The sequence below is a fragment of the Blastococcus sp. TBT05-19 genome, assembly GCF_003319095.1.
In the GTDB taxonomy this organism is placed as follows: Bacteria; Actinomycetota; Actinomycetes; order Mycobacteriales; family Geodermatophilaceae; genus Blastococcus.
This window is the reverse complement of the sequence record NZ_QOHI01000005.1, coordinates 303,899-324,810: the sequence shown is the minus strand read 5'-3', so window position 1 is coordinate 324,810 and position 20,912 is coordinate 303,899. Positions and strand designations below refer to the sequence as shown.

The following is a 20,912-nucleotide window of genomic DNA, read 5'->3' as shown; positions in this document are numbered from 1 at the left end:
TCGATCCGCCCGCGCAGTTCGCCTGTCGTGGTACGTCGCTCACGAAGAGCGACGGCTCGACGGTCGGCGAGGTCGTTACTTAGACGAAGGAACTGCCGGCCACCAGCGTTCACCGATGTGCGGAACATCACGTTCGCGCGAAGGCCGACACGCGGGCCCGCCCGTTCGAACGCATGTTCGGAACTCGTGCAAGACTCGGTCGTGGCCGGAGGGATGAACCGAGGGAGATCGGGGCGCTCGCTGGGTGACCGCGCGGCCAGCTCCGGCATCCCCGTCGACCGGGCGCCCGACCCCGCGCCCGCTGCCGACGACGAGGGCCGGCACTGCTGGGTCCGGGACCCGCCGGAGACGCCCGGCACCTGGCCGGGCCTGCTCGTGGAGTGGCGCCGGGGCGACGACGGCTGGCAGGGCCGGGTGGTCTACACCGTCCCGCGTGCGCGCGGCCCCGTCCTGGTCGAGGCCTGGCTGCCGGCGGCCCGGCTGGAACCGCGGTGATCGCCGTCCCGGTTAACCGGGGCGGCCCCGGGCTATGGGTCGGGGATGACTGAGCCACAGGACCGACCCACCCTCGACGACGTCATCGAGCCCCAGGAGCAGGCGCCCCGCGACCGCCACGAGCACGCGAAGGACCCGCACCTCAGCGACGAGGCCCTCGAGCACCGCACCGAGCACGAGCGCCAGGCCGTCGGCTCCGACGACGCCAACCCCGCCGGCGCCGACCAGCACTCGGCCACCGACTGAGCGAGGAGCTCGTCCGCGCCACCCGGCTGACGGCGGAGGACGTGGCCTGCTGGCTGCTGAAGTCCTCCGTCGTCCCCGGGGTCCTCGCGTCCGCCTGGGAGCCCGGCGAGGAGCTGGCCCTGCACCGGTGCGTGCGGCCCTCCTACCGGCTCGGCCTGATGGCGGCCGGCCGGCCGTGCGTCCTCTGGGTGAGCGGCCGCGACCGGCCCGGGGTGCACGCGCTGGGCACCGTCTCCGGCGAGGTAGAGGACCGGGACGGGCAGCCCGCGGTCCCCGTCCGGCTCCGCCTGCTGGCCGAGCCGATCGACCGGTCCGAGCTGCTGGCCGACCCCGCCTTCCGCGACGCCGAGGTGCTGCGCATGCCGGCCGGCAGCAACCCCTCGTGGCTGAGCGCCGGCCAGTACGACGCCGTCCTGTCCAGGGTCGCGCAGGACGGTTTGGGACCATGGCTCCCGTGACTTTCGCCCGCCTCCGCTGGGGCGCCCTCGTGTGGCTGCTGACCCTGCAGTTCTTCGTGCTGGAGACGGTCGCCGAGGCCCGCTACGCCGCGCCGTACTCGCGCATCGACGACGTCATCAGCGCCCTCGGGGCCGCCGACTCCCCCGGCCGCGCCCTGATGAACGCCTCGTTCGTCGTGCAGGCCGCGCTCATCCTGGGCGGCGCCCTGCTCCTGCGTCCGGCCCTGCGCGGCGCCGCCGGCCGGGCGGCCCTGCTGCTGCTCGGGGCGGCGGCGCTCGGCACCCTCCTGGTGGGCGTCTTCCCCCTCGACGGCAACGGCACGATGCACGCCATCGGCGCGGTGCTGTACTTCGTCGGCGGCGGGCTCGGCCTGATCGCGCTGGCCTACGCCGTGCGCCCGCGCTCGGAGGCGCTGGGGACCAGCGTGGTCCTGCTGGGCATCGTGGCCACGGCGGCGACCATCTTCTTCCTGGCCGGTGTCACCAGCTACCTCGGCGAGGGCGGCACCGAGCGGGCGGCCGCCTATCCCCTGCCGATCGCCCTGGCCCTCACCGGCGTCGTGCTCGCTCTGACCGCCGGCCGAGGCGATCGGCCGAGCGCGGGCGCGGAGCTCCGTGCCGAACGCGCGGAGCAGGAGGCGCGCCGCGCCGAGCAGGCACGGGTCCGGGACGCGGCGCTCGAGGCTGCCGCCCAGCGGTCCGACGGGCCCGACATCGACCCCGACGACCCATGGGCGCCCACCCCCCGGCGACGCTGAACCCGGCAGGTCAGCCGACCGGCGCCTCCGCGGCCGGCTCGACCCGGCGGCGGCTCCGCGTCCGGGAGACCGCGACCCCCAGCAGGCAGACCGCGCCACCCACGAGCGCGAGGGCCGGCGGCGCCTCGCCCAGCAGCAGCCAGCCGAGGAGGATCACCAGCGGCGGGACCAGGTACGTCGTCACCCCCAGCCGTCCGGCGTCCATCCGGGACAGCGCGTAGGCCCACGTGCTGAAGGCCAGGGCGGTGGGCACGACGCCGAGGTAGACCATGCCGGCGACCGACGACCCGGGCGCCCGCTGCAGCTCGCCGGCCAGGGCCCCCGCCCACGGCAGGCAGCAGACAGTCCCGATGGCGCACGCGGTGAAGGTGACCTGCAGCCCCGGCAGCCGGCCCAGCAGCGGCTTCTGGGCGACGACGCCGATCGCGTAGGTCAGCGCGGCCACCAGGCACAGCAGCACCCCGAGCAGGTCGGCACCCGCGCCGCGGGTCGCCAGGCCGATCAGCAGGACCCCGCCGAAGGCGACCGCGATGCCCAGGACCAGCGGCCGCGGGAAGCCCTCGCCCAGCCAGAGCCCGGCGAACAGGGCGATCAGGATGGGCCCGATGTTGACCAGCATCGCCGTCGTCCCGGCGTCGAGGTGCTGCTCGGCGGCGTTGAGCGCCACGTTGTAGATGCCGAACCAGCCGACCCCGCACACCGCGAGCAGGCGCCAGTCGGCCGGCGCCGGCCGCACCCAGCCCCGCCGGCTGAGGAGCAGGCCGAGAACCAGCGTGCCGATGAGCAGCCGCCCCAGGGCCAGCGCGCCGGGCGAGAGGTCGTCCCCCACGGCCCGGATGGCGACGAACGCCGAGGCCCAGGCCAGGACGGTGACGACGACGGCGAGGAAGGTGCGGGGATCGGGGACGGCGGTGCGGGGCGAGCTCACGGACGGACAGTAGAAGACGGGGACGACCCTCGTCCGGCGCTTTCCGGACACCGCGTCAGCGAGGCGGTCCTCGCTCGGAGAGTGGCAGGAACGCTGCGTCCGCTCAGGCCGGCAGCGGCGTGGCGGCCAGGTACTGCGCCCAGGTGGTGCTCCCCCGCGCCCCGCGCTCCGGCACCGCGGCGCCGTCGCGCATGGCCGCGCCGAGCCGGCCCGGGACAGGCGTGGACAGCACCCGGGCGGAGGGGGCGCGCACCGCGGCCCACGCCCGGGCCAGGTCGCCCACCGAGTGCTCCTCGGGGCCGCCGAACTCCACCACCCCGCCGGCGGGCTCCGCGGACGCGAGCCGCACCAGGTGGGCGGCCGCGTCGTCGACGTCGACCGGTGAGACCCGCCAGCCCATCGGGACCGGCAGCAGCGGCCCGCGCCGGGTCGTCTCGAGCAGCTCGTCGGCGAACTCGTGGAACTGGGTGATGCGCACCAGGGTCACCGGCAGCCGCGAGGCCAGCAGCACCTGCTCGGCGGCGTACTTGGCGCGGTAGTAGTTCAGCGGGATCCGGTCGATGCCCACGATCGAGACGTGGACCAGGTGCCGGAGGCGGTCGCGGTCCACCGCCTCCACCAGACGGCGGGTGCCGGCGACGTCGACCTCCCAGGGGTTGCCCCGCGGGTCGCTGGCCGCGTGCACGACGACCTCCGCCCCGGCCAGCGCGCCCGCCAGGTCGAAGCCGGTGGCGAGGTCGCCCCGGACGCCGCCGGGCCCGGTCCCCCGCCGCGACATCTGCCGGACGGAGTGCCCGGCCTCCGACAGCCGGGGAACGAGCCGGCGGCCCAGCCGTCCGGTGGCACCGGTCACGAGAACGTCCACGCGCGCAGTCTGCCGCTCCCCGCCCTCGCCGCACAGCAGGAGCCCCGGCAGCATGTCGGCGTGGCCCCGGGAGTGCGTGCCGTCCTGTTCGACTGGCGGGGAACGCTGGCCTGCACCCTCGACGAGCAGGAGTGGGTGTCGACGGCGCTGCGCCGCCTGGGCCGCCCGGTGGAGGCCGACGGCGTGGCGGAGCTGGGGACGGCGCTGCGGGCGGCCGAGGACGACCTCGACGGGCCGGGGGTCGACAGCGACGCGGACCTGCACCGGCGCACCTACGCCGAGGTGTTCCGGCGGATCGGGCTGGACGACGACCTGGCCGCGGCGCTGTACGCCGTCGAGTCCGATCCGCTGCTCAACCCCTTCGCCGACGACGTCGCCGACGTGCTGGGCCGGTTGCGCGACGCCGGGGTGCGGATCGGCGTGGTGAGCGACGTGCACGTCGACATCCGCCCGGCCTTCGCGGCGGCCGGGCTGGCGGAACTCGTCGACGCCTTCACCTTGTCCGCGGAGCAGGGGATGCAGAAGCCGGACCCGCGGATGTTCACCCGCACCCTCGACGTCCTCGGTGCCGCACCCGCGGAGGCGCTGATGGTCGGTGACCGCTCCGGCCCTGACGGCGGCGCTGTCGAGGCCGGGATCCCGACGCTCCTGCTCCCGCCGCTGCGCGGGCCGCAGGACCGCCGGCTGGACCGGGTGCCCGCGCTCTGCGGGCTCAGCGCTCCTGGTCGGTGGGGCGGACCAGCACCTCGTTGACCGCGACGTGCGGCGGCTGGGAGACGACGTAGAGGACCGCGCGGGCGATGTCGTCGGCCTCGAGGGCCCGCATGTCGGTGTACATCTTCTGCGAGGCGGTCTTCGCGGCGGGCTGGGTGATGTGGTCGGTCAGCTCGGTCGTGACCGCGCCCGGCTCGACCAGGCTCACCCGCACGCCGCGACCGGTGACCTCCTGGCGGAGGGACTCGCTGAAGGCGTTCACCGCCCACTTGCTCGCGTTGTAGACGCCGGCGCCCTTGCGGGCGGTCCGCCCGGCCACGCTGGACATGTTCACGATGTCCCCGCTGCCCTGCTCGACCATCCCGTCGAGGGCCGCGTGCGTCATGTACATGACGCCCAGCACGTTGGTGGAGAGCATCCGGCGCCAGTCCTCGGGGTCGGCTCCCACGATCGTGCCGAGCAGCATGACCCCGGCGTTGTTGACCAGGACGTCGAGGCCGCCCAGCTCCTCGCGCGTGCGGCGGACGGCGCCGGCGCAGGACTGCTCGTCGGTGACGTCGAGGTCGAGCGGGAGCACGGTGGCCCCGCTGTCGCGCAGCCGGCCGGCCAGGGCCTCCAGCCGGTCCTTCCGGCGGGCCCCGATCGCGACGGCGGCGCCCGCAGCGGCCAGGGCGACGGCGGTCGCCTCGCCGATCCCCGACGACGCACCGGTCACCAGGGCGACCTTGCCGGACAGGGGGCGTGCGGCCTCGCTCATGCGGATCTCCTCCCGCGCCGCACCGCGCGACGCACCCTCCCCACCCTGCCCGCGATCAGGCCGGGCCGCCGTCCGGGGCGGGGAGGACGACGCCGAACCCGTGCAGGGCCAGCCGCAGGAGCACCGGACCGGGCCGCAGCAGGTCGGCCACCCGCTCGGCGCTCGCCGTCTCCAGCTGCGCCACCCGGAGGGCGTGGTCCGCGGGGCCGGCCAGCCGGGCGGCGTTCAGCACGCCGGCGTTCAGCCACACCCGGCGCCGCGACTCGCGGAGGAAGCGGACGGCGGCCAGCCGGTTGGCCGGGGTGAGCAGCCGGTCCAGGACGGTGCGGGTGCCGCCCGCCCGGCGGAGCGCGAGGTCCTCCTCCCCCACCCTGCGGGCGAGGATGCCGTCGATCCGCCCGTGGTCGCGGTGCCGCCGGGCGAGCACCTCCGCATCCGCGAAGTCGTCGGGCGGGATCACCTCGACCAGGGAGCGCGGCAGGTCGTAGTTGATGTGCGCGTTCATGCCCAGCAGCACGTGCGCCTCGGGCCGCAGCTGCGGATCGGCGCCGAAGGCCCGCCGCCACGGCGCGGGCGCCGAGGCGGGGTCGGCCCGGTGCGCCTCGAGCGCGTCGAGGTAGCGGTCGGCGAAGTCGACGTCCCAACGGGCCACCCAGTCGGCGTCCTCGAACCGGCCCTCGTCGAGCGCGGCGGACACCGCCCGGGTGGTGCGCAGGTAGGTGCCCAGGAAGAAGCGGGCCGGGTCCCGGGCCCGCTCCAGCTCGCCGGCGAGCGCCGCCATGCGCTCGACGAGCGCGTGCACCGGCGAGCCCATGCGCTAGATCAGGGAGTCGAATCCGTCGTCGGCCAGGAGCCCGGCGTCCAGCGGCGGGCGGTGCGGCTGGTCGAGCCCCCGCATGCGCGCGGCGTGCAGGGCCAGCAGCAGGTTGAGCCGCAGGTTCGGATCGGTGGTGAACGGGCCGAGCATCCGCTCCAGCTTGCCGATCCGGTAGCGCATCGTGTTGTAGTGGAAGTGCAGCCGGCGGGCCGACTCGGCGACGTTGAGGTTGGTCTCCAGCAGCACCCGCAGCGTCTCCCGCAGGTCGGCGGAGTCCGCGTCGACGGCGTCGGCCAGCGAGCCGAGGACCTCGTCGACGTAGGAGCGCAGCTCGCTGCTGTCGGGGATGAGCGACAGCAGGCGGAAGACGCCCAGCTCGTCGAAGTGGGTGACCGAGCCGCCGTGGATCTCCTGCCCGACCCCGAGGGCCCGCTGGGCCTGCCGGTGGGCCTCCGCCAGCTCGGACAACGACCCCGCCGGGCGCCCGATGCCGGTGCCGAGGAGCCGGCCCATCCGGCGCAGCCGGCCGTTGACCCGTGAGGTCACCGCCGAGACCATCGCGGAGAGCTCCTCGGGCGTGCGCCCGTCCAGCGGCAGCAGCGTGACGATCTCGGTGGCCAGGCCGGCGACCGCGGCACCGGCGACCTCGGACTCCAGGGCGGCACGCCAGCCGTCGGCGAGCCGGTCGAGGACGTCGAGGGCGCGGGTCGGGTCGGCAGCGGCCTCGGGGGCGATCTCGGTGGCGGTGACCAGGACCGCGACCGTGCCCTCCAGCCGCCAGCCGAACGAGCGGGTGTGCGCGAGGGTCCGCTCGGTGTGGCCGACGGCGCCGCCCACGAGCCGGCGCACCAGGTCGCCCTGGAACCGCAGCTCGACCGAGTGGACCGCCTGCAGCCGGATCACCGAGAGCGCGGCGATGACCGCGGCCCGCTCCAGCACACCACCGGCCCCCACCATCATCGCGCCGGTCCGGTGCACCGCGACCAGCCAGCCGTGCCGCTGGTCGCCGGCCATGATCGGGGCGACGGCGTACTCGCCCACCCCACCGGGTAGCTGGTGGTGGCCGGGCACCAGCAGGATGCCGTCGGCCGGGGACAGGTCGGCGTCGGCCAGCACGTCGGCCGGGGTGACCACCGTCTGGTCGGCGCGGACGCCGGAGAGCCGCCGGGACGGGGTCAGCTCGGCGAGCGCGTCGTCGGCGGCGGCGTCGAGCAGCCAGAGCCAGTCGCTGATCTCCTCGACGTCGGCCGCGGGGCCCGCGCTGGTGACGATCTCGCGGTCCGGGCCCAGGCCCAGCACCGCGGCGCCGTCGAGGATGACGGCCAGCCGGTGGGAGACCTCCGCGAGGCCACCCCCGGTGAGCGCGACCTCGGTGAAGGCGTCGTCCATGCGCGAGGAGAGCGCCAGCGCCTCGCCCTGCTTGGCCACGACCGTCCCGAGCACGGCGGACACGACCTCGTCCAGCCGCGCGCCCGGGGGCAGCGCCAGGACCGGCAGACCGCGCCGGTCGGCCTCGGCGAGCACCTCGGCGGGCAGCGGTGCCGGCCCGTCGGTGCGCCGGAAGGCCAGGGCCGCGGTACCGACGAGGTCGAGCCGCTCGACCAGCGCGCGGCAGCTGGCGGGATCCGCCGGCGGGAGGCGGGCGCCGAGCACGACCAGGACGTCGGGGCCGGCGGCCGCGAGGGGCTCGGCGGGGTCGTCGACGACCATGTGCCGGACGACCCGGGCCAGGCCCGTCGACCCGGCGGCGACCGTGGTCCCGGCCAGCGCGGGCAGGTCCAGCGCCTCCTCGACGCTCAGGCCCATCCGCTGCTGCCAGCTCGTCCGCTCGTCGCGGACCTCCGGTCGCGGCGACTCGTCGACGGCCCAGTTGCGACGGAACGGGAGGGTTCCATTACTCCGCGTGGAGGTGGCCAGCGGCGCGTCACTCTGGGTCACGAGGTGTGTTCCTTCCGGTCGTCATCCAGGGTGCCACACCTGGGGATCATGTCAGGTGTCCCTGGACGCCGAGACCCATTCTTGGCGAGATCCGCCATAAGAGGGCGTGCGACGCGCCGCTTAGGTTCGACCCGTTCCGCCCGCCCGATGGATCGTAAGCGCTCCCCCCGGGGCCGCGCCCACCCTCCCCGCGAGCGGCCGGATCGAGCGGCAGGGGGCCGACCCACCGGCCTTCTCCGTCCCGTCGGGTGGAGGCAGCAATGCGCGCGATCGACGACACCACGGTCCGGACCGGCACGAGCGAGCCGGTCGAGCTCCGCGGCCGGGCAGCACGCGCAGGCGTGCCGACCATCCCGCTTCCCCGCGAGCAGGCACGGGCCGCTGCCCGCACCGCGCGGCCGGCGAAGGTCGCCACCGCGGTGCCCGCGGCCGCGAGCACCGGCGTCGCCGCGCTGCTCCGCGGGCCCGTGCGCCAGGCGCGCGTGCTCCTCAGCACCCCGACCGCCGTCTACCTGCAGCTCGCCGGCGAGCGGACCGGCACCGAGGTCGTCGGCATCCTGACCAGCGACGCCGTCCGGCTGCCGCTCGGCTGCGTCCTCTTCCGGCCCAGCAACGGGCGGCCGCTGGTGGCGCTGCCCCCGGGCGCGCCCGCGGAGGTCGGCGGCGGACGGATGGTCGTGGGGGACGTCGCCGTCAGCGCGGCGGCCTGGTGGGACCCCCGTCCGCGGCTGCCCGGCGGCCGCCCGGCGCTCCTCCCCGAGGGCGTCCGGCAGCTGCGCAACACCCTCTACGGCGAGGGCGTGCCGCACAGCTCCTTCACGCTCCCCGGGCTGCCCACCGGCCCCGGTGGACCGCTGGCCGCGCTGCGCGGCGCCGTCCGCCGGGCCGACCTGGAGGCCGCGCTCCGCACCGCCACCCGCCTGATCGGCTCCGGCCCGGGGCTCACACCCGCCGGGGACGACGTCATGGCGGGCACGATCGCGGGGCTCGTGCTGCTCGGTCACCCCTCGGCGGCGCGCTTCGCGGCCGGCGTGTGCGGCCTGGCCGCCGGGCGGACGACCGAGCTGTCGGCGGCGCTGCTCCGGCACGCCGCCGCCGGCCGCGTGAGCGCCGAGTACGGCGCGGTCCTGCGCGGGCTCGTCGGCGAGCGTCCCCTGGCGCCCGCCGTGGACCGGCTGCTCGCCGGCGGTGCCACCAGCGGGCGGGCCACGGCGCTCGGGTTGTGCACGGCCATCGACCTCGTGGAGCGCACCACCCGGCGCTGACCGCTCAGCCCAGGGGGTCGGTGACCCCCACCGGGATCGGCAGCACCGGGCCGAACGCGTCCCACTGGGAGATGCGGCAGCCGTCGGTGCGGGACAGCTCGAGCTCGACCGGCTCACCGGCCCAGCGGCCGGTGATGCGGGCGGTCTGGGCACCGCCGTACTGCTCGGTGCACATGAGGTCGTCGGCCAGCGGGGCGAACGGCTCGGTCATGCCCGCGAGGTGGTCGCACGCCGCCTGGGCCTGCGGGTGGCTGCCCTCGACGAAGCCGGCGCAGACCAGCGTCCAGGACTCCGGCGGCGTGCCGTCGCCCCGGTCGACGTCGATCCGCAGGTCGTTCTGCGTCTGCTCGATGCCGGCGACCGTGCCCGGGTCCCCGGACGGAGAGGGAGAGGCGGCGTCCCCGGCCGCCTCGGAGCCGCACGCGGTCAGGGCGAGCACCGCGAGGAGGAGCGAGGTGCGGCGCACGGGGTCCCCTCTCAGATGCGGGAGGCGTGGATGCTGGTGACGAGGATGGCACGCGCCCCGAGCTCCCAGAGCTCGTCCATGACGCGGTTCGTCTCGGCCTTGGCCACCATCGCGCGGACCGCCGACCAGCCGGGGGTCTGCAGCGGGCTGACCGTGGGGCCCTCGATGCCCGGGGTCATCGCGGTCGCCTGCGCCAGCAGCTCGTTCGGGCAGTCGTAGTCGAGCATCACGTACTGCCGGGCCACGAGGACACCGCGCAGCCGGCGGCGCAGCTGGGCGACGGCCGGGATCTCCTCGGCGCCCTCGCGGCGGACCATGATCGCCTCGCTGGCGAGCACCGGCTCGCCGATGATGTGCAGCCCCGCCGCGCGCAGCGTCGTCCCGGTCTCGACGACGTCGCAGACGGCCTCGGCCACACCCAGCCGGCAGGCGGTCTCCACCGCGCCGTCGAGCTTGACGACGTCGGCCTTGATGCCGGACTCGGCGAGGTAGCGCTGCAGGACCACCGGGTAGGCGGTGGCGATCCGCTTCCCGGCCAGCTGCTCGACCTGCTCGATGCCCGACTCGAGCGGGCTGGCGAAGCGGAACGACGAGCGGCCGAAGCCCAGCGGCATGTCCTCGACCGCGGCCGGTCCCTCGCCGTCGGCGGGCGCGGTCTCCAGCAGCATGTCGCGGCCGGTGATGCCGACGTCGAGCGTGCCGGCGGCGACGTAGACGGCGATGTCGCGGGGCCGGAGGTAGAAGAACTCGGTGTCGTTCTCCGGGTCGTAGACCGCGAGGTCCTTGGTGCTGCGCCGCTGGCGGTAGCCGCTCTCCTCGAGCATCTCCGCGGCGGGCTCGCTCAGGACGCCCTTGTTCGGCACGGCGACGCGCAGCACGCGACGGTCTCCTTCGGTCACAGGTGGGTGTAGACGTCGTCGAGGGTCAGCCCGCGCGCCAGCATGAGCACCTGCACCCGGTAGAGGAGCTGGCTGATCTCCTCGGCCGTGCGCTCCTCCCCCTCGTGCTCGGCGGCCATCCAGGACTCGGCGGCCTCCTCGACGACCTTCTTGCCGGCGGCGTGCACGCCGTCGCGGACGGCCGAGACGGTGCCGGACGACGGGTCGCCGTCGGCCACCTTGGCGGAGAGCTCCGCGAAGAGGCTGTCGAAGGTCTTCACGCCCTGCCTCCCGGTCCGGCGGCGAAGCCGGTCTGCCGCTGGGGCGTCCGCAGCTCGCGGAGCACGAGGGCGGTCTGCAGCGCGGCGATCGTGGCCTCCCACCCCTTGTCCTCCGCGGAGCCGGGCAGGCCCGCGCGGTCGCGCGCCTGCTGCTCGTCGTTCGTGGTGAGGACCCCGTTGCCGACCGGCTTGCCGGCGTCGAGGGCCACGCGGGTGAGCCCCGCGGTGAACGAGTCGCAGACGTACTCGAAGTGCGGGGTCCCGCCGCGGATGACGACGCCGAGGGCGACGACGGCGTCGTGCCGCTCGGCCAGCGCCTGGGCGACGACGGGCAGCTCGATGGCGCCCGGGACCCGGACGACGGTCGGCGCGGCGACGCCGGACGCCGCGGCCGCGGCCAGCGCGCGGTCCAGCAGCGTGCCGGTGAGCTCGGCGTGCCAGGTGGTCGCGACGATGCCCAGGGTCAGGCCGGTGGCGTCGACGGGCTGCGCCTCGGGTGCGCCGGCGCCGCTCACGCCGGCTGCTCGTTCTGGCCCAGCGGCACGTCGGTGCCGGGCACGGTCGTGGCTCCGGGGGCGTCGGCCGGTCCGGACTCGGTCTCCGGCTCGATGATGTCGAGCAGGTGACCCATCCGGTCGCGCTTGGTCCGCAGGTAGCCGAGGTTCTCGGCGGTCACGTGGCTGGGCAACGGCACGCGGCCGAGCACGCGCAGGCCGTAGCCCTCGAGCCCGGCGCGCTTGGCCGGGTTGTTGGTCAGCAGCCGCATGGTGTGGATGCCGAGGTCCACCAGGATCTGCGCGCCGGTGCCGTAGTCGCGGGCGTCGGCGGGCAGGCCGAGGTCGAGGTTGGCGTCGACGGTGTCGGCGCCCATGTCCTGCAGCTGGTAGGCCTGCAGCTTGTGCAGCAGGCCGATGCCCCGGCCCTCGTGCCCGCGGATGTAGAGGACGACGCCGCGCCCCTCCTGCGCGACGGCGGCCAGCGCGGCCTGCAGCTGCGGACCGCAGTCGCAGCGCAGCGAGCCGAACACGTCGCCGGTGAGGCACTCGGAGTGCACGCGGACGAGGACGTCGTCGCCCTCGCCGATGTCGCCGTACACGAAGGCGACGTGCTCGCGCTCGTCGTAGGAGCTGCGGTAGCCGACCGCGGTGAAGGTGCCCGGCGCCAGCGGCACGATCGCCTCGGCGACGCGCTCGACCAGCTTGTCGAAGCGCTTGCGGTAGGCGATGAGGTCGGCGATCGAGATCAGGCAGAGGTCGTGCTCGTCGGCGAAGACCCGCAGCTCCTCGGCGCGGGCCATGCCGACGGGGTCCTTCTCGCTGACGATCTCGCAGAGCACGCCCGAGGGGCGCAGGCCGGCGAGCAGGGCCAGGTCGACCGACGCCTCGGTGTGCCCGGGGCGCCGGAGCACGCCGCCGTCCCGCGCCCGCAGCGGCACCACGTGCCCGGGGCGGGCGAGGTCGGCCGAGGTGGTCTCCGCGGCGGCCAGCGTGCGGATGGTGTGCGCACGGTCCGACGCCGAGATGCCGGTGGTCACGCCCTCGCGGGCGTCGACGGTGACGGTGTAGGCCGTGCCGAGGCGGTCCTGGTTCACCCGGTGCATCGGGGGCAGGTCGAGCCGGTCGGCGTCGGACTCGGTCACGGCCACGCAGATGTAGCCGGAGGTGTACCGGACCATGAAGGCGACGAGCTCGGGGGTGGCGAGCTCGGCGGCGAAGATCAGGTCGCCCTCGTTCTCGCGGTCCTCGTCGTCGATCACGACGACCGGCTTGCCGCTCTTGATGTCGGCGAGGGCGGCCTCGATGGAGTCCAGCCGGGTGACGGGCGCGCTCACGAGCGGGCCCCCAGCAGACGCTCCACGTACTTGGCGATCACGTCGACCTCCAGGTTGACGGGCTCCCCCGTGGCGCGCGCGCCGAGCGTGGTCTCGCGGAGGGTGGTGGGGATGAGGCTGACCTCGAACCAGGGCTCGGGGTGGTCCAGGGCGCTGACCGCGCTGACGGTCAGCGAGACGCCGTCGACGGCGATGGAGCCCTTCTCGACGACGTAGCGGCCGAGCTCGACGGGCAGGCCGATGCGGACGACCTCCCAGTGCTCGCCCGGCGTGCGGGACACGATCGAGCCGACGCCGTCGACGTGGCCCTGCATCAGGTGGCCGCCGAGCCGGGTGTGCGGGCTGACGGCGCGCTCGAGGTTGACCGGCGCGCCCTCGACGACCGCGCCCAACGAGCTGCGGCGCAGGGTCTCGGCCATGACGTCGGTGGTCCAGACGCCGCTGCCGTCGTCCTCGGGCGTGACGCCGGTGACGGTCAGGCAGACGCCGTTGACGGCGATCGAGTCGCCGAGCGAGACGTCGGTGAGGACCGTGCTCGCGCGGATGCTGAGGACGGCGGAGTCGCCCTGGTCCTCGCGAGCGGCCAGGGTGCCCACCTCTTCGACGATGCCGGTGAACACCTCAGCTCCCTCCGTCCGATGAGTCCCCGCTGGTGCGGGTGCCCCCACCAGTGTGCCGGGTGGGGTGCAGCCGGATCTGCACGTCCCCGCCCAGGGGGGTGAGAGCGACGACCGAGAAGGACAGCGCCGAGCCGATGCCGCTGATTCCCAGGTCACCCACGAGGGAGGGGCCGGCGCCCAGGAGCTTCGGTGCGAGGTGCACGACGGCCTCGTCCACCAGCCCCTCGCGGAGGAAGGCCGCGGCCAGCGTGGGGCCGCCCTCGAGCAGCACCCGGCGCACATCGCGTGCGAACAGCTCGGCCAGCAGCTCGGCCGCGCCGTCGGCGCGGCTGACCAGGGTGGGGGCGGCGTCGTCGAGCACCCGCGCGGTGGCGGGCAGGCGACCGGACCGGTCGACGACCACCCGCAGCGGCTGCCGGTCGGCGTCCCGGCCGTCGGAGTCGCGGACGGTCAGCTGCGGGTCGTCGGTGAGCGCGGTGCCCGAGCCGACGACGACGGCGTCGCAGCCGGCCCGGATGCGGTGCACCTCGGCGCGGGCCTCGGGGCCGGTGATCCACCGGCTGCTGCCGTCGGCGGCGGCGACCCGCCCGTCGAGGGTGGCCGCCACCTTCCAGATGACGTAGGGCCGCTGCTCGCGCACGCCGGTCAGCCAGCCGGCGAGGGCGCCGCGCTCCGCCGCTTCCTGCTCGACCCCGACGACGACGTCGACCCCGGCGGCGCGCAGGCGGTCCGCTCCCCCACCGGCGAGCTCGGTCGGCTCCGGGACGGCGACGACGACGCGGGCGACGCCGGCGGCGAGCAGCGCGTCGGCGCACGGGCCGGTGCGGCCGGTGTGCGCGCACGGCTCGAGGGTGACGACGGCGGTGCCGCCGCGGGCGCGCTCGCCGGCCTGGTCCAGGGCGACCACCTCGGCGTGCGGACCGCCCGGCGGGTTCGTGGCCCCCTCGCCGACGATCGAGCCGTCCGCGGCCAGGACCACCGCGCCCACGGCCGGGTTCGGGCTGGTCGTGCCGAGCGCGGACTCGCCCAGCTCGCGGGCGCGGGCCATCCCCCGCAGCTCGGCGTCGGTGGCGGTCACGCCGGCCGCGCCGCGGCCGCCTGCGCCCGGAGCGCGGCGATGGCGGCGGCGGGGTCCTCGGCGCCGTAGACGGCGGAGCCCGCGACGAACATGTCGACGCCGGCCTCGGCGGCCTGCTCGATGGTGTCGGCGTTGATGCCGCCGTCGATCTCGACCAGCAGGGTGAGCTCGCCGCTGTCGACCAGCCGGCGGGCCTCGCGCACCTTGGGCAGCACGTCGGCGATGAACGACTGGCCGCCGAAGCCCGGCTCGACGCTCATGACCAGCAGGGTGTCGAAGTCGCGGAGCAGCTCGAGGTGGTCCTCCAGCGGGGTGCCGGGCTTGATCGCCAGGCCGGCCAGCGCCCCGGCGGCGCGGATGTCGCGGGCCACGGCGCGGGCGTCGCGGCAGGCCTCGACGTGCACGGTGACGTTGCGGGCGCCGGCCTCGGCGTACCCGGGGGCCCAGCGCTCCGGGTCCTCGATCATCAGGTGGCAGTCCAGCGGGACCGGGCTGACCCGCTGGATCGCCTCGACGACCGGCAGGCCCAGGGTCAGGTTCGGCACGAAGTGCGCGTCCATGACGTCGACGTGCAGCCAGTCGGCGTCGGCCACCCGCGCCACCTCGTCGGCGAGGCGGGCGAAGTCCGCGGACAGCAGGCTGGGCGCGATCATCGGTTCCCGGGGCACGTCCGCCGAGTCTAGGTGTCACCCGACCGGAGAATTCACGGCTGCTCGGGAGCCCGGACGCTTCGGGCGCCCTAGCCTGCGCACATGACCGAGACGGATGGGTCCGCCGAGGTTGCCGACCTGGAGGCCGCCGACGTCGACGTCGTCGCCCGCGATCTCGCCCGGCGCGACACGCACCACCTCGCGGTCGCACTGCCGTCCTACGCCGTCGGCTTCGCACTGCTGCGCTTCGACCCGGCCCGGTGGACCGCGGTGGGGTGGGCCGGCATCGCTGCCGGCGTGCTCGTCGGAGTGACCCTGATCGTCGCCGTTCTCCGGCTCGGCAGCGGCACGGAGGGGCGACGCCGTCGGTACCTGGTGGAGCACGCTGTCCTCCACCACCTCGATCCCGGTCCGGGCCGGCGGGCAGCGGCTGACCACCGTGCGCGAGACATGGCTCGGGGGGGCTGGCTCCTGGTGATGTGGCCGGCCCTCCTGGCGGTGCAGGCTGCCTCGGGCGACTTCGACCAGCCGGTCGCGGCCGGGTTCGGCATCGCGCTGTTCGGGATCACGCTGGCCTCTCTGGTTCCGTACACAGTCCGCCGGTGGCGGGCAGGACGCCGCTGGCTGGCCGACCCGCCGGGACCGCCGCGCGACTGACCAGGGGTTCGCGTGTCCGTCGTGCGCGACCGGGTAGGGCCCCAGCCATGGCTTCCGACACCCCTTCGCGCTACGACGGCTTCGACCGGATGCCCATCGCCGGCACTTGGCGCCCGGGCAGCTCCGAGAAGACCGCGACCGACACCGACCCCTACACCGGCGAGACGCTGACCGAGATCCGGCTCGCGAACGCCGACGACCTCGACCAGGCCTACGCCAAGGCGAAGGAGGCACAGCGGGACTGGGCCGGCCGGCTGCCCAGCGAGCGCGCCGAGGTGATGCGCCGTGCCGCCCGGATCATGGAGGCGCGCAAGGACGAGATCGTCGACTGGCACATCCGGGAGAGCGGGGCCGCCGCACCGGCCGCCGAGTTCGAGTACGCCATCACGCTGCGCGACTTCCACGAGGCGTCGTCCTACCCCTACCGGGTCGAGGGCCGGATCCTGCCCGCCGACATCGAGGGCAAGGAGAGCCGCGTCTACCGCCGTCCGGTGGGCGTGGTCGCCGTCATCAGCCCCTGGAACGTGCCGATGCACCTCTCCAACCGCTCGGTCGCCCCGGCGCTGGCGCTGGGCAACGCCGTCGTCCTCAAGCCGGCGGGCGACACCCCGGTGACCGGCGGCCTGCTGCTGGCCAAGGTCTACGAGGAGGCCGGCCTGCCCGAGGGGCTGCTGTCGGTCGTCATCGGCTCGGGCAGCGAGATCGGCGACGCAATCGTGTCGCACCCGACGCCGCGGGTCGTCTCCTTCACCGGGTCGACGCCGGTGGGCAAGGGCATCGCGGAGAAGGCCGGGCTGAAGAAGCTCTCGCTGGAGCTCGGCGGCAACGGCCCGCTCGTCGTCCTGGACGACGCCGACCTCGGCTACGCGGTGGACGCGGCGATCTTCGGGAAGTTCTTCCACCAGGGCCAGGTCTGCATGATCACCAACCGGATCGTGGTAGACGACTCGGTGCACGACGAGTTCGTGGAGCGCTTCGTTGAGCGGGCCCGCTCGCTCAAGGCCGGCAACCCGCAGGAGTCCGACACCGTGATCGGGCCGATCATCAACGCCAAGCAGCTCGAGGGCATCCAGGAGAAGATCTCCGCCGCGCTCGACGACGGCGCGCAGCAGCTGCTCGGCGGCGACCCCACCGGCCCGATCGGCTCGGTGCTGCCGCCGCACGTGCTGCTCGGGGACAACCAGGTCGCCAGCGCGCGTCAGGAGATGTTCGGGCCCGTGGTCACGATCATCCGAGCGCGCGACGAGGACGACGCCCTCGCGATCGCCAACGACACTGAGTACGGGCTGTCGAGCGCCGTCTTCACCGAGGACACGCTGCGAGGTGTGCAGTTCGCGCTACGGGTCGAGGCCGGCATGACGCACGTCAACGACTCACCGCTCAACGACGAGAACAACACCGCGTTCGGCGGCGAGAAGGAGTCGGGCCTGGGCCGGTTCGGTGGCGAGTGGGCGATCGAGGAGTTCACCACCGACCACTGGGTGAGCGTCCAGCACACCAAGCGGAAGTTCCCCTTCTGAGGGTTCTCAGCAACGTGCGCTGAGGGCGGGTTCTGGCGCGCGGGACCCGCCCTCGGTGCACATCACCACCCGGCCGGCAGGTCCTAGCGGGTGCGGCGGAGAAGCGCCATGAACATCGCGTCGGTGCCGTGCCGGTGCGGCCACAGCTGCGCGTGGTCCCCGCGCGCGATGCCGGGCACCTCCGGGAACAGCGGCGCGACCGGCAGAACCTCGACGTCGTCGCGGCGGGCCGCCGCGTCCACGACGTCGACGGTCTCGGCGGTGTGCGGCGAGCAGGTCACGTAGGCGACGACGCCGCCCACCCGCACCGAGCGCAGCGCGCTGTCCAGCAGCTGCGCCTGCAGCTCGGCCAGCGGCTCGACGTCCTCGGCGGTGCGCCGCCACCGCACCTCGGGCCGACGGCGCAGCGCGCCCAGCCCGGTGCACGGCGCGTCGAGCAGCACGCGGTCGAACGAGCCCGGCTGCCACGGCGGCCGGGTGCCGTCGGCGGCGAGCACCTCGGTGTCCTTCTCGTCCCGCAGCGCCTGGCGCACCAGGTCGGCGCGGTGCGGCGCGCGGTCGGCGGCGGTGAGCCGGACCCCCTCGGGACGCGTGGCGGCCAGCAACCCGGACTTGCCACCGGGACCGGCGCACATGTCCAGCCACGCGGTGTCCGACCCCTCGAGCGGGGCCCGGGTGAGCAGCAGCGCGGCGAGCTGGCTGCCCTCGTCCTGGACGGCCGCCTTCCCGGTGCGCACCGAGGCCAGCCGGCCGGGGTCTCCCCCACCGAGGCGCACGGCGTGCGGCGACCACGGGCCGGGCTCCCCACCGGACTCGGTCAGCAGCTCCTCGCGCGACGTGCGGCGGGCCACCAGGTGCACCTCGGGCGCCTCGTCGTCGGCGAGCAGCGCGGGCTCGAGCTCGTCGTCACCCCCGAGGGCCTCCCGCCAGGCCCGAACAATCCACTCCGGGTGGTCGGTCGTCAGTGCCAGCCGCTGGTCGCCGTCGGCACCCAAAGCCTCCAGCCACGCCGCCCGGTCCCCGCCGGCGGCGACCTTGCGCAGCACCGCGTTGACCAGGCCCGCGGCGCCGGGACCGACGATCGCGCGGGTCAGGTCGACGGTGGTGTCCACGGCCGCGTGCGCCGGCACCCGCAGGTCGATGATCTGGTAGGCGCCCAGCCGCAGCAGGTCGAGCACCCGCGGGTCGAGCTCCGCGAGCGGCCGGGAGACCAGGCCGGTGAGGATCGCGTCCAGGGTGCCCGTGGCGCGCAGCGCGCCGTAGGCCAGCTGGGTGGTGAAGGCGGCGTCGCGCTCGTCCAGCTTCCGCTCGCGCAGCAGCTGGGGCAGCAGCAGGTTGGCGAACGCCTCCCGCGAGGAGACGGCGTCGAGCACGTCGTAGGCGGTCAGCCGCGCGCCGTCGAGCACCGGACGGCGGGCGGCCGGGTGGCGGCGAGGGCCACGACGGGACGGAGGGCGGGTCACTCGCCCACCTTCTCGCCGGCCGCCGGGCGTGCGCCGCGGGCCCAGTCGGCGGCGGGGAGCATCTTCTTGCCGGCCGGCTGCACCTGGGTGAGCCGGACGGCGCCGTTGCCCGCGCCCACGAGCACCGAACCTGCGTCGACCAGTACCTCGCCCGGGGTCAACGACGGGCCGTCGGTCACCAGCTCGACCGGGCCCACGCGCAGGCGCTCACCGCGCCACGTCGTCCAGGCGCCGGGAGCGGGCGTCACCCCGCGGATGCGCCGGTCGACCACGTACGCGGGGAGCGCCCAGTCGATGCGCGCGTCCGCCGTCTCCACCTTGGGCGCCAGGCTGATCCCGTCGGCCGGCTGGGGCCGCGGCTCCAACGCCCCGGCCTCGATGCCGTCCAGGGTCGCGACCAGGAGGCCGGCGCCGCTGACGGCGAGCCGGTCGAGCAGGTCGCCGGCGGTGTCGCGCGGACGGATCTCCTCGGTGAGGGTGCCGAAGACGGGGCCGGTGTCCAGGCCGGCCTCCAGCAGGAACGTGGAGGCACCGGTCACCTCGTCGCCGGCCATGACCGCGTGCTGCACGGGCGCGGCTCCGCGCCAGGCCGGCAGCAGCGAGAAGTGCAGGTTGACCCAGCCGTGCCGCGGCAGGTCGAGCGCCGCACGGGGCACCAGGGCGCCGTAGGCCACGACCGGCGCGCAGTCGACGGCGAGGTCGGCCAGCTGCTCGAGGAACTCCGGCTCTCGTGGCGAGCGCGGCTGGAGCACGGGGATGCCGGCCTCGTCGGCGCGTTCGGCGACCGGCGAGCGGCTGACCTTCCGGCCGCGGCCGGAGCGGGCATCGGGCCGGGTGAGCACGGCCACGACCTCGTGGCCGGAGGCGATCAGCGCGTCGAGCGAGGGGACGGCCGGGGCCGGCGTGCCGGCGAACAGGAGCCTCAGTGGGGGCTCACCTCCACGCGCGGGAGCCAGGCACCCATGCCCGACCACTCGGTCGCCTCGATCGCGGCCAGCGCGGCCTCGCGCGCCTGCGGGTCGAGGCGGTCGACGAACAGCACGCCGTCGAGGTGGTCGGTTTCGTGCTGCACCGCGCGGGCCAGCAGGTGCGAGCCCTCCACGCGGACCGGCTCACCGTGCATGTTCCAGCCGGTCGCGGCGACGTAGAGGTGCCGGCGGCAGTCGAAGCGCAGGTCCGGGATCGACAGGCAGCCCTCGGGGCCCTCCTCGGTCTCGTCCCCGATCGGCGTGACGTCGGGGTTGACCAGGTGGCCGACCTCGCCGTCGACGAACCAGGTGAAGACCCGGAGACCCACGCCTATCTGCGGAGCGGCCAGCCCGGCCCCGCCGGCGGCGTGCATGGTGTCGGTCAGGTCCGCGACGAGCTGCTGCAGCTCCTTGTCGAAGTCGACGACCGGGGCGGCGGGCCGGTGCAGCACCGGGTCGCCGAACAGCCGGATGGGGGTCACGCTCACCGCACGATCGTAGGCGGGGCTCCCGCACCGCCTTCCGCCAGCGCGATGCGCACGGCTGCGGCCACGTGCAGCGCCGTGGTGGGGAAGGTCGGGACGTCGACGTCGTCCGGCCCGATGAGCAGCTCGATCTCGGTGCACCCGAGCACCACGCCCTGCGCCCCGCGCGCGACCAGCCGGTCGACCACCTCGCGGTAGGCGGTGCGCGACTCCTCCCGGGCGACGCCCAGCACCAGCTCCTCGTAGATGACCCGGTGGACCAGCTCGCGATCGGCGTCGTCCGGCACCAGGACCTCCAGCCCCGCACCCGACAGGCGGTCGACGAGGAACGGCTGCTCCATCGTGTAGCGGGTGCCGAGCAGGCCGATCCGGGTGAGCCCGGCGGCGGTGATCGCCTCGGCGGTGCTGTCGCCGATGTGCAGCAGCGGCACGTCCAGCCCGGCGGTCACCGCGTCGGCGACCACGTGCATGGTGTTGGTGCACAGGACGACGAGGTCCGCTCCGGCCGCCTGCAGCGCCCGGGCGTCGGCGGCGAGGAGCTCACCGGCACGCGCCCAGTCGCCGGCGGCCTGCAGGCGCGCGATCTCCGCGAAGTCCACCGACAGCAGCACGCAGCGGGCGGAGTGCAGGCCGCCGAGCCGCTCGCGCACCGACTCGTTCAGCAACCGGTAGTAGAGAGCGCTGCTCTCCCAGCTCATCCCGCCCAGCAGGCCGATCGTCTTCACGGCCGTGATCCTGGCACCGCACCCGGGCGGTGTTGGGCCGCCCGGGCGC

Annotated in this window: 25 protein-coding genes; 8 read left to right on the top strand and 17 right to left on the bottom strand. The window is 75.2% G+C overall.

The window, feature by feature from the left end:
- Window positions 1-186 precede the first annotated feature (186 nt).
- From DQ244_RS15210 to DQ244_RS15195, 4 genes are read left to right on the top strand one after another with little or no spacing between them, the layout of a single operon-like run.
- Window positions 187-495 (top strand): hypothetical protein, encoded by a 309-nt coding sequence (locus tag DQ244_RS15210; protein WP_233491569.1) that lies wholly within the window; start codon window positions 187-189, stop codon window positions 493-495.
- Window positions 496-540: 45 nt separating this feature from the next.
- Window positions 541-741 carry a hypothetical protein gene (locus tag DQ244_RS15205; protein ID WP_113812311.1) on the top strand — a complete coding sequence of 67 codons (201 nt, stop codon included), beginning with the start codon at window positions 541-543 and terminating at the stop codon, window positions 739-741.
- Between the two features lie 41 nt (window positions 742-782).
- Window positions 783-1,199 (top strand): hypothetical protein, encoded by a 417-nt coding sequence (locus DQ244_RS15200; protein WP_233491566.1) that lies wholly within the window; start codon window positions 783-785, stop codon window positions 1,197-1,199.
- Entirely contained in the window at window positions 1,187-1,957 is a 771-nt protein-coding gene (locus tag DQ244_RS15195; RefSeq protein WP_369832120.1) for a DUF998 domain-containing protein, read from the top strand. Before DQ244_RS15200 ends, DQ244_RS15195 begins: the two co-directional genes overlap by 13 nt.
- A gap of 10 nt (window positions 1,958-1,967) precedes the next feature.
- Here the strand turns inward: DQ244_RS15195 and DQ244_RS15190 are convergent, their stop codons facing one another.
- Complete coding sequence (locus tag DQ244_RS15190) at window positions 1,968-2,885, bottom strand: DMT family transporter (RefSeq protein ID WP_113812308.1); 918 nt, start codon at window positions 2,883-2,885, stop codon at window positions 1,968-1,970.
- Between the two features lie 103 nt (window positions 2,886-2,988).
- Window positions 2,989-3,750 carry an SDR family oxidoreductase gene (locus DQ244_RS15185; protein WP_113812430.1) on the bottom strand — a complete coding sequence of 254 codons (762 nt, stop codon included), beginning with the start codon at window positions 3,748-3,750 and terminating at the stop codon, window positions 2,989-2,991.
- 60 nt (window positions 3,751-3,810) lie between these two features.
- On the opposite strand from DQ244_RS15185, the gene DQ244_RS15180 reads away from it, so the two are divergent.
- On the top strand, window positions 3,811-4,503 hold the full coding sequence (locus DQ244_RS15180; protein ID WP_199580421.1) for an HAD family hydrolase: 693 nt from the start codon (window positions 3,811-3,813) through the stop codon (window positions 4,501-4,503).
- Here DQ244_RS15180 and DQ244_RS15175 read toward each other — a convergent pair.
- Genes DQ244_RS15175 through DQ244_RS15165 form a run of 3 tightly spaced genes read right to left on the bottom strand, consistent with a single transcriptional unit; the run spans window position 4,463 to window position 7,976 of the window.
- Complete coding sequence (locus tag DQ244_RS15175) at window positions 4,463-5,221, bottom strand: SDR family NAD(P)-dependent oxidoreductase (protein ID WP_113812306.1); 759 nt, start codon at window positions 5,219-5,221, stop codon at window positions 4,463-4,465. The genes DQ244_RS15180 and DQ244_RS15175 overlap by 41 nt on opposite strands.
- Window positions 5,222-5,276: 55 nt before the next feature.
- The gene (locus DQ244_RS15170) at window positions 5,277-6,035 is read right to left on the bottom strand and encodes a DUF5995 family protein (protein WP_113812305.1); all 759 of its coding nucleotides are present in this window, start codon (window positions 6,033-6,035) and stop codon (window positions 5,277-5,279) included.
- A gap of 3 nt (window positions 6,036-6,038) precedes the next feature.
- Window positions 6,039-7,976 (bottom strand): helix-turn-helix domain-containing protein, encoded by a 1,938-nt coding sequence (locus DQ244_RS15165; protein ID WP_233491562.1) that lies wholly within the window; start codon window positions 7,974-7,976, stop codon window positions 6,039-6,041.
- Between the two features lie 260 nt (window positions 7,977-8,236).
- Here DQ244_RS15165 and DQ244_RS15160 point away from each other — a divergent pair, with 260 nt between their 5' ends.
- Window positions 8,237-9,241, top strand: a complete 1,005-nt coding sequence (locus DQ244_RS15160; protein WP_113812303.1) for a DUF2877 domain-containing protein — start codon at window positions 8,237-8,239, stop codon at window positions 9,239-9,241.
- A 4-nt stretch (window positions 9,242-9,245) separates the two neighbouring features.
- Here the strand turns inward: DQ244_RS15160 and DQ244_RS15155 are convergent, their stop codons facing one another.
- Genes DQ244_RS15155 through rpe form a run of 8 tightly spaced genes read right to left on the bottom strand, consistent with a single transcriptional unit; the run spans window position 9,246 to window position 15,063 of the window.
- Window positions 9,246-9,707 carry an SSI family serine proteinase inhibitor gene (locus tag DQ244_RS15155; protein ID WP_113812302.1) on the bottom strand — a complete coding sequence of 154 codons (462 nt, stop codon included), beginning with the start codon at window positions 9,705-9,707 and terminating at the stop codon, window positions 9,246-9,248.
- An 11-nt stretch (window positions 9,708-9,718) separates the two neighbouring features.
- Complete coding sequence (gene hisG / locus DQ244_RS15150) at window positions 9,719-10,585, bottom strand: ATP phosphoribosyltransferase (RefSeq protein ID WP_113812301.1); 867 nt, start codon at window positions 10,583-10,585, stop codon at window positions 9,719-9,721.
- A gap of 17 nt (window positions 10,586-10,602) precedes the next feature.
- The gene (locus DQ244_RS15145; protein WP_113812300.1) at window positions 10,603-10,866 is read right to left on the bottom strand and encodes a phosphoribosyl-ATP diphosphatase; all 264 of its coding nucleotides are present in this window, start codon (window positions 10,864-10,866) and stop codon (window positions 10,603-10,605) included.
- Window positions 10,863-11,381 (bottom strand): 6,7-dimethyl-8-ribityllumazine synthase, encoded by a 519-nt coding sequence (gene ribH / locus DQ244_RS15140; RefSeq protein WP_113812299.1) that lies wholly within the window; start codon window positions 11,379-11,381, stop codon window positions 10,863-10,865. Before ribH ends, DQ244_RS15145 begins: the two co-directional genes overlap by 4 nt.
- Window positions 11,378-12,697: a bifunctional 3,4-dihydroxy-2-butanone-4-phosphate synthase/GTP cyclohydrolase II gene (locus tag DQ244_RS15135; RefSeq protein ID WP_113812298.1), complete on the bottom strand. Its 1,320-nt coding sequence runs from the start codon at window positions 12,695-12,697 to the stop codon at window positions 11,378-11,380. Before DQ244_RS15135 ends, ribH begins: the two co-directional genes overlap by 4 nt.
- Complete coding sequence (locus DQ244_RS15130; protein ID WP_113812297.1) at window positions 12,694-13,317, bottom strand: riboflavin synthase; 624 nt, start codon at window positions 13,315-13,317, stop codon at window positions 12,694-12,696. The genes DQ244_RS15135 and DQ244_RS15130 overlap by 4 nt, the downstream gene beginning before the upstream one ends.
- Before the next feature lies 1 nt (window position 13,318).
- A complete protein-coding gene (gene ribD, locus DQ244_RS15125; RefSeq protein ID WP_199580420.1) occupies window positions 13,319-14,395 on the bottom strand; it encodes a bifunctional diaminohydroxyphosphoribosylaminopyrimidine deaminase/5-amino-6-(5-phosphoribosylamino)uracil reductase RibD in 1,077 nt (358 codons plus the stop codon).
- Window positions 14,392-15,063: a ribulose-phosphate 3-epimerase gene (gene rpe, locus DQ244_RS15120; RefSeq protein ID WP_233491559.1), complete on the bottom strand. Its 672-nt coding sequence runs from the start codon at window positions 15,061-15,063 to the stop codon at window positions 14,392-14,394. The genes ribD and rpe overlap by 4 nt, the downstream gene beginning before the upstream one ends.
- Window positions 15,064-15,147: 84 nt before the next feature.
- Between rpe and DQ244_RS15115 the strand changes: the two genes are divergently transcribed.
- The gene (locus tag DQ244_RS15115; protein WP_113812295.1) at window positions 15,148-15,702 is read left to right on the top strand and encodes a hypothetical protein; all 555 of its coding nucleotides are present in this window, start codon (window positions 15,148-15,150) and stop codon (window positions 15,700-15,702) included.
- Window positions 15,703-15,749: 47 nt separating this feature from the next.
- Window positions 15,750-17,222, top strand: a complete 1,473-nt coding sequence (locus DQ244_RS15110; RefSeq protein ID WP_113812294.1) for an aldehyde dehydrogenase family protein — start codon at window positions 15,750-15,752, stop codon at window positions 17,220-17,222.
- A gap of 83 nt (window positions 17,223-17,305) precedes the next feature.
- On the opposite strand, the gene DQ244_RS15105 is transcribed toward DQ244_RS15110, so the two are convergent.
- The 4 genes from DQ244_RS15105 to DQ244_RS15090 are packed head-to-tail and all read right to left on the bottom strand — an operon-like array spanning window position 17,306 to window position 20,863.
- The gene (locus DQ244_RS15105) at window positions 17,306-18,685 is read right to left on the bottom strand and encodes an RsmB/NOP family class I SAM-dependent RNA methyltransferase (protein ID WP_113812293.1); all 1,380 of its coding nucleotides are present in this window, start codon (window positions 18,683-18,685) and stop codon (window positions 17,306-17,308) included.
- Window positions 18,682-19,659, bottom strand: coding sequence for a methionyl-tRNA formyltransferase (gene fmt, locus DQ244_RS15100; RefSeq protein ID WP_233491556.1), 978 nt, complete (start codon window positions 19,657-19,659; stop codon window positions 18,682-18,684). Before fmt ends, DQ244_RS15105 begins: the two co-directional genes overlap by 4 nt.
- Window positions 19,608-20,141, bottom strand: a complete 534-nt coding sequence (gene def, locus DQ244_RS15095; RefSeq protein WP_113812427.1) for a peptide deformylase — start codon at window positions 20,139-20,141, stop codon at window positions 19,608-19,610. The genes fmt and def overlap by 52 nt, the downstream gene beginning before the upstream one ends.
- Complete coding sequence (locus tag DQ244_RS15090; RefSeq protein WP_113812292.1) at window positions 20,138-20,863, bottom strand: aspartate/glutamate racemase family protein; 726 nt, start codon at window positions 20,861-20,863, stop codon at window positions 20,138-20,140. The genes def and DQ244_RS15090 overlap by 4 nt, the downstream gene beginning before the upstream one ends.
- Window positions 20,864-20,912 lie beyond the last annotated feature (49 nt).

What these genes read in the sequence shown, in the direction of transcription:
- DQ244_RS15205 (WP_113812311.1), top strand. Translation starts at nt 541, where the DNA reads ATGACTGAGCCACAGGACCGACCCACCCTCGACGACGTCATCGAGCCC.
- DQ244_RS15195 (WP_369832120.1), top strand. Translation starts at nt 1,187, where the DNA reads ATGGCTCCCGTGACTTTCGCCCGCCTCCGCTGGGGCGCCCTCGTGTGG.
- DQ244_RS15175 (WP_113812306.1), bottom strand. Translation starts at nt 5,221, where the DNA reads ATGAGCGAGGCCGCACGCCCCCTGTCCGGCAAGGTCGCCCTGGTGACC.
- DQ244_RS15170 (WP_113812305.1), bottom strand. Translation starts at nt 6,035, where the DNA reads ATGGGCTCGCCGGTGCACGCGCTCGTCGAGCGCATGGCGGCGCTCGCC.
- DQ244_RS15160 (WP_113812303.1), top strand. Translation starts at nt 8,237, where the DNA reads ATGCGCGCGATCGACGACACCACGGTCCGGACCGGCACGAGCGAGCCG.
- DQ244_RS15115 (WP_113812295.1), top strand. Translation starts at nt 15,148, where the DNA reads ATGACCGAGACGGATGGGTCCGCCGAGGTTGCCGACCTGGAGGCCGCC.
- DQ244_RS15110 (WP_113812294.1), top strand. Translation starts at nt 15,750, where the DNA reads ATGGCTTCCGACACCCCTTCGCGCTACGACGGCTTCGACCGGATGCCC.